Raw genomic sequence first — 11,357 nt, 5'->3', positions numbered from 1 at the left:
CGAGGCATAGCCGCGGCTCGCCGTCCCCGGCGTTGCCGGCCGGGGTGCTCGGTCAGGCAGGCGGGTTGTCGGGGTCGAGGGTCTCGAGAGTGTCGGCTTCGACCGGGTTGTCCGCCTCGAGCTGCTCTTCGGTGGTCTCGTCGCCGCCCACCGGGTTCTCGTCGCCGCTGCTCGGCCTCTCGTCGCCCGGGATGCCGTCGCGGGGCGTTTCGTCGTCGCTTCGCCGTTCGTCCATGCCGACACGTTAACCCCGACGGATGCCGTGCGCCGGGGCCTTGACATGGCGCCGCTGCGGCCGAGGAGCCCTTCTCGGTGAAGTGGCCCATGGCACCGGACGGGGTGGTGTGGGGCACCGACGAGGGCGAGACCCCTTCGTACGGCGTGGTCCGTCGCACACTCGAAGCGTGCACCCCGGTGACCGCCGTGTTCGCCGCCGATGATGAACTCGCGTTCGGGGCGATGCGCGCCGCCGCGGAGGCGGGGGTGCCTCGCGCCGTGGTCCGGGAATGCGGTGGCTCGCGAATCCGCGCATGTCGAGCCCGAGACGCTCCGCGTCGACCACGGTGTGCGGGTCGACGGAGGGATCCAGCGTGAACCCGTTCGCGCCAAGATCAGGAGCCGACGTCGCGATGTCGGCATCCCAGTCCTGACCGGTCGCATGCCGTACCAGTTCGGCGATGCCCTGGAACGCCACGGTCGAGTACCGCGAGGCGGCGCCGGCGGCGAAGTCGCGTCCGGGCGCGCGCAGCGCGGCGTGAAGTCCCGCTGCCGGGTCGAGCGTCGGCTCCCGGATGCCGGACGTGTGGCTCACGAGGTGACGCAGGCGCACCACGTCCTCACGCCCGCTCGCGAACTCGGGAACGGCTGCGGCGAGCGGCGTCTCAGTAGTGAGCAGCCCGCGCTCGATCGCGCGCGCCGCGGTCAGGCCCGTCAGCACCTTGGTGATGGAGAACAGCCAGTACGGGGCGTCTGCCCGTGCCGGCCGGCCGTCGGTGGTCCCGAACGCGTCGAGCGCGACGACCCCGTCCGCTGTCGCGACGCCGAGCACGGCGGTCGGCAGACGCCCCGCCTCGACATGACGCCGCGCCCAGTCGAACGCCGCCCCGTAGCCGCTCACGCGCGCGGCTCGTACCGCTCGGGAGACACGGATGCCGCGACCGCGCGGCGCAGGTCCTCGAGGGTCGCGTCGGGGCCGAACCAGCCGTGCGCGCGCGCCTGCACGAGGACGTTGCCGAGCGCGGTCGCCTCGACCGGTCCCGCCAGCACGGGAAGCCCCGAGCGGTCGGCGGTCGCCTGGCAGAGCAGCCGGTTGAGCGCTCCGCCGCCGACGATGTGGATGACGTCGATGTCGCGGCCGGTGAGCCGGGCGGCGGTGGCGACGGCGTCGGCGAACGCCTGCGCGATGCTCTCCACGATCGTCCGTGCGAACGCCTCCCGGGTCGCCGGCACCGTTGCGCCGGCCTCGTCGAGGACCGCTGTGATGCGGGCGGGCATGTCGCCCGGTGCCGACAGGCGCGGATCGTCGGCGTCGAACAGCGGGATGTCACCGGTGACGGCGGCCGCGGCATCCAGCAATGCCGGAAGATCGATCGACGCCCCGTTCTCGGCCTCCCACGTGCGGACGGCCTCGCTCAGCAGCCACAGCCCCGTCACGTTGTGCAGGAACCGGACGCGTCCGTCGACGCCGCCCTCGTTCGTGAAGTTCGCCTCGCGGGCCGCGTCGCTCACGACGGGCTCGTCGAGCTCGACGCCGACAAGGCCCCAGGTGCCGCACGAGATGTAGGCGGCGTCGGGAGTGCTGAGCGGCACCGCCACCACCGCGGAAGCCGTGTCGTGCGAGCCGACCGCGATCACCTCGAGAGGTGCGCCGATGCGCTCGCGAACCTCGCCGTGGAGGGTGCCGAGCACGGCGCCCGGGTCGACGAGCGTTGGCAGGACGGATGCCGGAATGCCGAGTCGTGCCGCGAGCTCGAGGTCCCACTCGCCGGTGCGGACATCGACCAGCCCGGTGGTCGAGGCATTCGTGCGCTCGGCCACGCGGGTCCCGGTGAGGAGGAATGCGACGAGGTCGGGGATGAGCAGCGATGCCTCCGCATCTGCCAGCGCGGGCTCCACGGCGTACTGGTACAGCGTGTTGAAGGGGAGGAACTGCAGGCCGTTGCGGCGGTAGAGCTCCTCGAACGGGGCATCGCGGTGGACGATCTCGACCCCGCGGGCGGTGCGCTCGTCGCGGTAGTGGAACGGCTCGCCGAGCAGCTCGTCGCCGTGCACGAGCCCGTAGTCGACCGCCCACGAGTCGATGCCGATGCTCGCGATGCCCGGCTCGCGCCGGAACGCCTCCGCGAGCCCGTCGAGGATGTGGCGGTACAGCGCCGTGAAGTCCCAGTGCAGCCCGCCGTCGGGGCCGGTGACGGGACCGTTCGGGAACCGGGCGACCTGCTCGAGGCGCAGCATCCCGTCGCCCACGTACCCGAGCATGACGCGCCCGCTGGTCGCACCCAGGTCGACGGCCGCGACGATCCCGCCGGTCATGATGGGTCTCCTGGCGTTTCGACTCGCTTCGCTCGCTCAACGACCGGGATCCGGTCGCGGTCGTTGAGCGAGCGAGGAACGAGCGAGACGAAACGCCCCGAACGCGCTGTCATCGGAGGAACGCGGCGGCGACGCCGGAGTCGACCGGGATGTGCAGGCCCGTCGTGCGGCTGAGCTCGGGGCCGGTCAGCACGAATACCGCGTCGGCGACGTTCTCGGGCACGACCTCGCGCTTGAGGATGGTGCGGTTCGCGTAGTACTGGCCGAGGTCCTCTTCCTTGACGCCGTAGGTGGCGGCGCGGTTCGCGCCCCAGCCGGCGGCGAAGATGCCCGAGCCGCGCACGACGCCGTCGGGGTTGATGCCGTTGACGCGCACGCCGTGCTCGCCGAGCTCGACCGCGAGCAGGCGCACCTGATGCGCCTGGTCGGCCTTCGTCGCCGAGTAAGCGATGTTGTTCGGGCCGGCGAAGACGGAGTTCTTCGACGAGATGTAGATCACGTCGCCGCCGAGCTTCTGCTCGATGAGGATCTTCGCAGCGGCCTTCGAGACGAGGAACGAGCCCTTGGCCATCACGTCGTGCTGCAGGTCCCAGTCCTTCTCGGTGGTCTCCAGCAGCGGCTTCGACAGCGACAGTCCGGCGTTGTTGACGACGAGGTCGACGCCGCCGAACGCGAGCACGGCCGCGTCGAAGGCGGCCTGGATCGCGTCGGCGTCGGCGACGTTCGCGGCGACGCCGACGGCGACATCCGTGTTGCCGAGCTCGGCCGCAGCGGCCTGCGCCTTCTCGAGGTCGAGGTCGGCGATCACGACGCACGCGCCCTCGGCGGCGAGGCGGGTCGCGATGGCCTTGCCGATGCCGGATGCCGCGCCCGTGACGAGCGCGATGCGGCCCTGGTGCGTCTTGGGCTTCGGCATGCGCTGCAGCTTCGCCTCTTCGAGCGCCCAGTACTCGATGCGGAACTTCTCGGCGTCGGAGATGGGGGAGTAGGTCGACAGCGCCTCGGCGCCGCGCATCACGTTGATGGCGTTGACGTAGAACTCGCCCGCGACCCGGGCGGTCTGCTTGTTCGCGCCGCACGAGAACATGCCGACACCCGGGATCAGCACGATCAGCGGGTCGGCACCGCGGATCGCGGGGCTCTCGGCGGTCGCGTGCGCGTCGTAGTACGCCTGGTAGTCGGCGCGGTAGGCCTCGTGCAGCTCTGCGAGGCGCGCGATGGAGTCCTCGATCGACGCGTCGGACGGCAGGTCGAGGATGAGCGGCTTGACCTTGGTGCGCAGGAAGTGGTCGGGGCAGCTGGTGCCGAGCGCGGCGAGGGCGGGCGCCTTCTCGGACGCGAGGAAGTCCAGGACCTCGGGCGCGTCGGTGAAGTGGCCCACCATCGGCTTGTCGGTCGACGCGAGGCCGCGGATCGTCGGCGCGAGCGCGGCGGCCTTGGCCCGGCGCTCGGTCTCGGGCAGCGCCTCGAAGCCCGCGCGGACGCCGCCGAAGGGGTCGGCCTCGCCGTGCTCGGCGATGTAGGCGGCGGCGGTCTCGATGATCCACAGCGAGTTCTGCTCGGCCTCGTCGGAGGTGTCGCCCCACGCCGTGATGCCGTGGCCGCCGAGGATGCAGCCGATCGCCTGCGGGTTCTTCGCCTTGATGTCGGCGATGTCCAGGCCCACCTGGAAGCCGGGGCGGCGCCACGGCACCCACACCACCTTCTCGCCGAAGACCTTCGCGGTGAGCTCCTCGCCGTCGGCGGCGGTCGCGATCGCGATGCCCGAATCGGGGTGCAGGTGATCGACATGCGCGGCATCGACCAGGCCGTGCATCGCGGTGTCGATCGACGGCGCGGCGCCGCCCTTGCCGTGCAGGCAGTAATCGAACGCGGCCACCATCTCGTCCTCGCGGTCGATGCCGGGGTAGACGTTCACGAGCGCGCGCATGCGGTCCAGGCGCAGCACCGCGAGCCCCGACTCCTTCAGCGTGCCGAGGTCTCCGCCCGAGCCCTTGACCCACAGCAGCTCGACGGGCTCGCCCGTGACCGGGTCGGTCTCGGTGCCCTTCGCTGACGTGTTGCCGCCGGCGTAGTTCGTGTTCTTCGGGTCGGCGCCGAGGCGATTGGACCGGGTGATGAGGTCGGAGACGGCCGGGTTGGTCATGTCGGGATTCCTTCTGAGGTGGCTGGTGTGGCTCAAGCGAGTGAGGCCGAAGCGGAGGCGGGTGCGGCGGGCCGGGCGCCGGCGAGGGACAGGGAGGCGAGGCGGGTCGCGAAGCGGCCGAGGGTGACGGATGCCGCGGGCTCCTGCGGCCGGTTGAGATGCCCGTGATCGGTGCCCGGCTCGGTGACGACCTCGATCGGGCGCCCGGCGGCGCGCAGCGACGCGGCGAACGCCTCACCCGAGACGCGGAGTTCGTCGACGTCGCCGTTGACCATGAGCGTGGGCGGGAACTCCACGAGGTCGTCGGGGCGGGCATTGCCGGGAATCGCCGCGAGCGGCGCGTCGTCGATCGGACCGCCCAGGAAGTTCTCGTACATCGCCCGGATCATCTCCGGGCGGAACCGGTCGGCCGCGGGCTGCGCGTCCAGCGCGGCCCGGAGCGCGGCATCCGGCGCCGGCTGCACCGCCAGCAGCGTGGGGTAGGCGAGCAGAACGAGCGCGGGACGCGGCATCGACCGCTGCTCGATGAGCCGGAGCGTCGCTCCGGCGGCGAGGTTGCCGCCGGCGCTGGTCCCGCCGATCGCCAGTCGCCCGCGGTCGATGCGCAGGCGGTCTGCATTGTCGACGACCCACGCCCACGCCGTGAGCATGTCGTCGGATGCCGCGGGGTAGTGCTCTCCGCCGCCGGACCGGCCGGCGGCATCCCACCCCTCCGGAACGGGCGCGAGGCGGTAGTCGACCGAGACGACCGTCGTGCCGCGGGCAGCGAGCTGCCCGGCGACCCAGTCGGACTCGGGCATGTCGAGGTCTCCGAACGCGAACGCACCGCCGTGCGCCCACACCAGGCCGGTGCCGTGGGGCTCGCGCGCAGGATAGACGCGCACGAGGCCGTCGGCGGCGGAGTAGGGCTCGCTCATCTGCATCCTTCGGGTCCGGGCCGGCATCGGTGCCGGGATCGAGGTGGTGCACCGGGGGAGCGGGGATCGGCATCCCGCACCCCCGATGGGTCTTGGTCCGCGTCAGTGGCCGCGGGTTTGGGGCGTAGCCCCAATGGGTGCTGAGGACGTCAGGCGCCCCAGCCGGCCTGCGTGCCGCCGACGCGGTCCGCAGCGATCTGCTGCTGGTAGCCGGATGCCGCGTACGCGGCCATCGGGTCGGCCGCGAGTCCGCGCGACTCGCGCCACTCGGCGAGGGCGGGCCGGACGTCGGTGTAGAAGGCGTCCATGAACACGGCGTTGGCACCGAGCACGTCGTTCGCCTGCTGCGCCGCGGCGAGGGCGTCGCGGTCGACGAGGAGGGCGCGGGCGGTCATCTCCTGCACGTTCAGCACCGAGCGGATCTGGCCGGGGATCTTGTCCTCGACGTTGTGGCACTGGTCGAGCATGAACGCCACGTCCGGGTTGTTGAGCCCACCGCCGCGCACCACCTCGAAGATGATGCGGAACAGCTGGAACGGATCGGCGGCGCCCACGATGAGGTCGTCGTCGGCGTAGAAGCGCGAGTTGAAGTCGAACGAGCCGAGCTTCCCGAGGCGCAGCAGCTGCATGACGATGAACTCGATGTTGGTGCCCGGCGCGTGGTGGCCGGTGTCGAGGCAGACCATCGCCTTGTCGCCGAGCGAGGCGACCTGCGCGTAGGACGTGCCCCAGTCCGGAACGTCGGTGTGGTAGAACGCCGGCTCGAAGAACTTGTACTCGAGCACGAGCCGCTGCTCGTCCGACAGGCGGTCGTAGATCTTCTGCAGCGAGTCCTTCAGGCGGTCCTGACGCGCGCGGATGTCGGCCTGCCCCGGGTAGTTCGACCCCTCGGCGAGCCAGATCTTCAGGTCGCGCGAGCCGGTCGCATCCATGATGTCGATGCACTCGAGGTGGTGGTCGATCGCCTTGTTGCGGATGCGGTCGTCGTGGTGCGTGAGCGCACCGAACTTGTAGTCCTCGTCCTGGAAGGTGTTGGAGTTGATGGTGCCGAGGCTCACGCCGAGGTCTTCGGCGTTGCGGCGCAGGTCGGCGTAGTCGTCGACCTTGTCCCACGGGATGTGCAGGGCCACGCTCGGGGCGAGCTTCGTATAGACGTTGACCTGCGCGGCGTCGGCGATCTTCTCGTACGGATCGCGCGGCGTGCCGGCGGTCGTGAAGACGCGGAAGCGCGTGCCGGAGTTGCCGAACGCCCAGCTGGGAAGCTCGATGCCCTGGCCTTCGAGCGCGGACAGGATGTCGGGTGACAGCGTCGTCATGATGCGGTGCCTTCGTTGTCGGATGCCGGGGCCGAAGCTGCGGCGAGTTGGTCGTGCAGGTGGAAGATCTCGGTGAGGGGGGTGGCCGCCTGATCGGGCCGGCCCTCGAGGCCGACGAAGAAGCGGCCCATCTCGGCCTCCCAGCGCGCGGCGACCTCGGAGTTCGCGAGATAGGCCTGGGCCGCCTCGTCGTCGTCGGTCTCGTAATACCCGACGAGGCGCCCGCCCTCGCCCAGGAAGAGCGAGTAGTTGCGGCGGCCGGACGCCGCGATCTCGGCGAGCATCTCAGGCCAGACCGGAGTGTGGCGCGCGACGTACTCATCGAGCAGTTCGGTGCGGACCAGGAGCTGGAAGCAGACTCTCCGCGGGGCGGCGCTCTGGCGCGGCGACCCGCTGTGCGGAGCCTCGGGACGCCCGTGTCCGGCCGGCGTGGTCTCGCTCGTCATGGCGTGGTGTTCCTTCGTGTGTGGCGGTGGTGTCGGCGGTGACAGGCCGTCCGAGCTGTGAATCGTTTCAACGATACGCGATCTGCGGCGTGCTTGGCAAGTGCGGCCGCGCGGGCCCGTGTGGGGTTTCGGCGCCATCAGCGGCTGGCTCCACCGCGTCGTGGCCGTGGGAGGTGGAGGATGCCGCACCGCCGGTCGCCGCCACCCGCGTCGGCCTCGACTCGACCATGGCGGACGTCATCGACGACCGCGGGGCCTGTCGCGCGATCGTCGAGGTGATCGAGGCGGCGGATCCGGAGGCGGCGCACGCCTTCCGGACGAACACCACCTGGTCCGAGCGACGCGAGCTGGGCGAGTCGCCGTTCATGCACCGGGTCCCGACACGCAGCGCCGGATCGCGGAGCGTCTCGCCGAGCTGTCGGCGCAGCGCGAGGGGGGCGATGGTCGATGTCTGACCGGGCGCCGGGGCGGCGGGCGGCCGTCTCCCCGGCGGCTGCGCCTGCGGCCCGTCGGCACCGGGGCGCACCCGTGCCCTACACTCGCGGACAGCGGCAGGAAGTCGGAGGAGCGCAATGGCGGTGAGTGTGCGGGACGTCGCGGCTGCGGCATCCGTCTCCGTCGGCACGGTGTCGAACGTGCTCAACCGGCCCGAGAAGGTGTCGCCCGCGACCGTCGAGCGGGTGACGCAGGCGATCGCGGAGCTCGGCTTCGTGCGCAACGACGCCGCGCGTCAGCTGCGGGCCGGGCGCAGCCGCAGCATCGCGCTCATCGTGCTCGATGCGGGAAACCCCTTCTTCGCCGAAGTCGCCCGCGGCGCCGAGGACCGGGCCGCCGAGGCGGGCATGAGCGTGCTGCTCGGCAACAGCGACGAGCGCTCCGATCGCGAGGACGCCTACGTCGAGCTGTTCCGCGAGCAGCGGGTCAACGGCGTGCTCGTCACACCGGTCGACGGCGACCTGGGGCGGCTCGAGCGTCTCCGCACCGGCGGTGTCCCCGTCGTGCTCGTCGACCACGAGGACTCCGGGCGGGCGTTCGGGTCGGTCTCGGTCGACGACGTCGAAGGCGGCTACCTCGCGGTGTCGCATCTGCTCTCGATCGGCCGCCGAAGGATCGCCTTCATCGGCGGTCCTGCCTCGATCCGCCAGGTGGCGGATCGCCTCGAGGGCGCGCGGCGCGCCATCGCCGAGGTGCCCGGCGCGACCCTCGAGGTCATCGAGATGTCGGCGCTGTCGGTGCTGCAAGGACGCGAGGCAGGAGAGCTGCTGCGCGGTCGGCCCGCGGCGGATCGTCCCGACGCGGTGTTCGCGGCCAACGACCTGCTCGCGGTCGGCGCGCTGCAGGCCGTTACCCTCACATCGGACCTGCAGGTGCCGCGCGACATCGCGCTCATCGGCTACGATGACATCGACTTCGCGTCCGCCACAGTGGTGCCGCTGAGCTCGATCCGCCAGCCGGCGCACCTCATCGGCTATACCGCCGTCGACCTGCTCCTCAAGGACATCGAGGCGCCCGACGGAGAGCACGAGCGCACGGTGCGCTTCCAGCCCGAACTCGTCGTCCGCGAGTCGACCGCCGGCTGACTCACGGATCAGCCGTCGTTCGGATCAGAACGGGGGGCCGATGCCGGCGCCGGCGCGCGCCGCAGCAACTCGCCGGGGGGCGCGGCGAAGGGACCGCCGGGGTAGAGCTGGTTGGCCACGCTCTGGATGTCGCGAGCTATCGGGAGACGGATCGTCGACAGGATGCGACCGTTGTGCGCGGCGCGGAAGACGTCGGCCTTCCCGTCGGCGTTGCCCACCCAGACCGCGGTGGTCACCCGAGTGCTGGACGCGAGGAGCCAGGTCTGGAGCTGCTCATGGGTGCCGGTCTTGCCCAGCATCGGCGTGCCGTCGTTCGGGTTGCCGCCCGACCCGGTGCCGCCGGGAACCATGACGCCCTGCAGCGCGAACGCCGTCGCCGCAGCCACCTCGGGGCTGATGCTCTGCGAGCACCGGTCGCCCGGCACCGGAAGCTCGACGCCGTCGGCATTGACCACACGCTCGATCACCCGCGGCACGCAGTACACGCCGTTGTTCGCGACGGTCGCGAACGCCCCGGCCATGGCGACCGGTGCGATGTTGTTCGTGCCGATGACCGCTGCCGCGCCGTCGACGTCCACCGGACCGCCGTCGCCGCGGGTCACGCCCATCCGGGCCGCGACATTCTCGATGTCGCAGAGGTCGAGCTTCTCGGCCATCCCGAGGAAGCCGCTGTTGAGCGACTGCGCCGTGAACTGCATCGGCGTCCCGATGTAGCCGGGCACGTTGCCGAAGTTGCGCACGACGTGGTTCTCGCGGTTGATCCACGTTCCTTCGCAGCGATCCTGCAGGCGGGGGATGGCCCGGAGGCTGCCGTTGACGCCCTCGAACAGGGTGTGACCCGTCTCGAGCCAGTCGACGAGGGTGAACAGCTTGAAGGTCGATCCGGTCTCGAACCCCGTGGAGACGCCGTGCACCAGGTCGCCCGCGTAGACGAGCGACGTATAGGCCGGGTCGTTGGCGGAGACGTCGCGGTCCTCCGTGAACCGGTTGTTCTGGCTGATCGCCAGGATGCGCCCGGTGTTGGCTTCGATGCTGACCGCTGCCGACCCGAAGTCCATGCCGGGCACGGTCTCGGGCGCGTACCGCCGCATCGCATCCTGCGAGGCGTTCTGCAGGCGCCAGTCCAGCGTCGTGTAGATGTTCAGGCCCTCGCGAGTCAGCGACTTCTGTCGCTCCTGCGGGGTCGCACCGAAGGCCGCGGCGTAGTCCGGGTCGGAGCGCACGGTGTTGACCACGTACTGGCAGAAGAAGGGCGCGGAGGTCGCCACGCAGCCGACATGCGCGGGCTGCAGCGCCGGAGTGATCGGCTCCACCGCGGCCGCGACATACTGTTCGGCGGTGATGCGGCCGTCCTCCCGCATCCGGTCGAGGACGTAGAGCTGGCGCCCCTTCGTCGCACTGTACGCATCGCCGGCGGCGAGGTGCTGTTCGGGCGTGATCGTGCCCTCCGCGAGGAGCGTGTCCAACCCGGCGAGCGTCCCTGGTGTCACATCCTCGATCGTCCCGTCGGCGACCTTGTTGTAGGTGCTCCCGTCCGCTCCGAAGATGGACCCCGTGGGCCGGTCGATGCGGAACGTGTTGGGGTTCTGCACGATGCCCGCGAGCGTCGCCGCCTGTACCAGTGTCAAGTTCGCCGCCGTCGTGCTGAAGTAGTAGCGCGCCGCGGCTTCGATGCCATAGGTCGTGCCGCCGAAGTTCGCGATGTTCAGGTAGCCCAGCAGGATGTCGTTCTTGGAGTACTCCTTCCCGACCTGGACGGCGTAGCGGATCTCCTGGAGCTTGCGCTCGTATCCCTCCGCACCCCGCGCCTGCGTCGCATCGAGCCAGCAGGCCCGCAGCACCTCGTCTCGCGTCTGAGTATCGGTCGCGATGGCGTCGCGCTCGCACCGCTGCACGAGCACGTTCTTGACGTACTGCTGACTGATCGAGGAGCCGCCCTGGACCGCGCCGCCCTGCGCGTTCCGGATCAGCGCACGGGTCGTGCCGACGATGTCGACACCGCCGTGCTCGTAGTAGCGGGGATCCTCGGATGCCAGGATCGCGTCGTACATGACGGGCGCGACCTGGTCGAAAGCCACGGGAACACGGTTCTGGTCGTAGAACGACGTCAACTCGGTATCTTGTCCGGTCGCGGGATCGCGCGCGTAGATCGTCGTCGGCAGCATGAGCCGGTCGATCGCGAGGTAACTGGGCATGCCGTCGAACATCGAGACGGCCGTGCTCGCCGCATGCCCTGAGATCGCGATGACCGGGGCCAGGGGAGCCACGATCAGCAACCCGGCGATCACGCTGAGCACCACCAGGCCGACGAGGCCGCCGAGGACCCCCGCGAGTGTGCGCCTGTAAGGCGGCAGGCCCGCGGTCTGCGGAGAAACCCCTGTTGGCTTCACGACGGCGTCCAATGTCCGGTGGGGGAAAGC

At 70.9% G+C, this 11,357-nt stretch carries 10 protein-coding genes; 2 read left to right on the top strand and 8 right to left on the bottom strand.

What is annotated here, in order from left to right:
* Window positions 1-52 precede the first annotated feature (52 nt).
* The 7 genes from MRBLWS13_RS10505 to MRBLWS13_RS10475 all read right to left on the bottom strand — a co-directional run bounded on the left by MRBLWS13_RS10505 (window position 53) and on the right by MRBLWS13_RS10475 (window position 7,357).
* Window positions 53-235, bottom strand: coding sequence for a hypothetical protein (locus MRBLWS13_RS10505; RefSeq protein ID WP_349425323.1), 183 nt, complete (start codon window positions 233-235; stop codon window positions 53-55).
* 9 nt (window positions 236-244) lie between these two features.
* A complete protein-coding gene (locus MRBLWS13_RS10500) occupies window positions 245-1,117 on the bottom strand; it encodes a serine hydrolase domain-containing protein (protein ID WP_349425322.1) in 873 nt (290 codons plus the stop codon).
* Window positions 1,114-2,532, bottom strand: a complete 1,419-nt coding sequence (locus MRBLWS13_RS10495) for a rhamnulokinase family protein (RefSeq protein ID WP_349425321.1) — start codon at window positions 2,530-2,532, stop codon at window positions 1,114-1,116. The genes MRBLWS13_RS10500 and MRBLWS13_RS10495 overlap by 4 nt, the downstream gene beginning before the upstream one ends.
* Window positions 2,533-2,641: 109 nt before the next feature.
* Complete coding sequence (locus tag MRBLWS13_RS10490; protein WP_349425320.1) at window positions 2,642-4,678, bottom strand: bifunctional aldolase/short-chain dehydrogenase; 2,037 nt, start codon at window positions 4,676-4,678, stop codon at window positions 2,642-2,644.
* A gap of 32 nt (window positions 4,679-4,710) precedes the next feature.
* Window positions 4,711-5,595, bottom strand: coding sequence for an alpha/beta hydrolase fold domain-containing protein (locus MRBLWS13_RS10485; protein WP_349425319.1), 885 nt, complete (start codon window positions 5,593-5,595; stop codon window positions 4,711-4,713).
* Between the two features lie 149 nt (window positions 5,596-5,744).
* Window positions 5,745-6,911, bottom strand: coding sequence for an L-rhamnose isomerase (gene rhaI, locus MRBLWS13_RS10480; RefSeq protein WP_349425318.1), 1,167 nt, complete (start codon window positions 6,909-6,911; stop codon window positions 5,745-5,747).
* Window positions 6,908-7,357 (bottom strand): L-rhamnose mutarotase, encoded by a 450-nt coding sequence (locus MRBLWS13_RS10475; protein ID WP_349425317.1) that lies wholly within the window; start codon window positions 7,355-7,357, stop codon window positions 6,908-6,910. The genes rhaI and MRBLWS13_RS10475 overlap by 4 nt, the downstream gene beginning before the upstream one ends.
* Window positions 7,358-7,377: 20 nt before the next feature.
* Between MRBLWS13_RS10475 and MRBLWS13_RS10470 the strand changes: the two genes are divergently transcribed.
* On the top strand, window positions 7,378-7,812 hold the full coding sequence (locus MRBLWS13_RS10470) for a hypothetical protein (protein WP_349425316.1): 435 nt from the start codon (window positions 7,378-7,380) through the stop codon (window positions 7,810-7,812).
* Window positions 7,813-7,929: 117 nt separating this feature from the next.
* Window positions 7,930-8,937, top strand: a complete 1,008-nt coding sequence (locus tag MRBLWS13_RS10465) for a LacI family DNA-binding transcriptional regulator (RefSeq protein WP_349425315.1) — start codon at window positions 7,930-7,932, stop codon at window positions 8,935-8,937.
* Between the two features lie 8 nt (window positions 8,938-8,945).
* Here the strand turns inward: MRBLWS13_RS10465 and MRBLWS13_RS10460 are convergent, their stop codons facing one another.
* Window positions 8,946-11,327 (bottom strand): transglycosylase domain-containing protein, encoded by a 2,382-nt coding sequence (locus tag MRBLWS13_RS10460; RefSeq protein WP_349425314.1) that lies wholly within the window; start codon window positions 11,325-11,327, stop codon window positions 8,946-8,948.
* Window positions 11,328-11,357 lie beyond the last annotated feature (30 nt).

The sequence above is a fragment of the Microbacterium sp. LWS13-1.2 genome (assembly GCF_040144835.1).
Lineage (GTDB): Bacteria > Actinomycetota > Actinomycetes > Actinomycetales > Microbacteriaceae > Microbacterium.
This window is presented reverse-complemented; position numbering and strand designations above follow the sequence as displayed.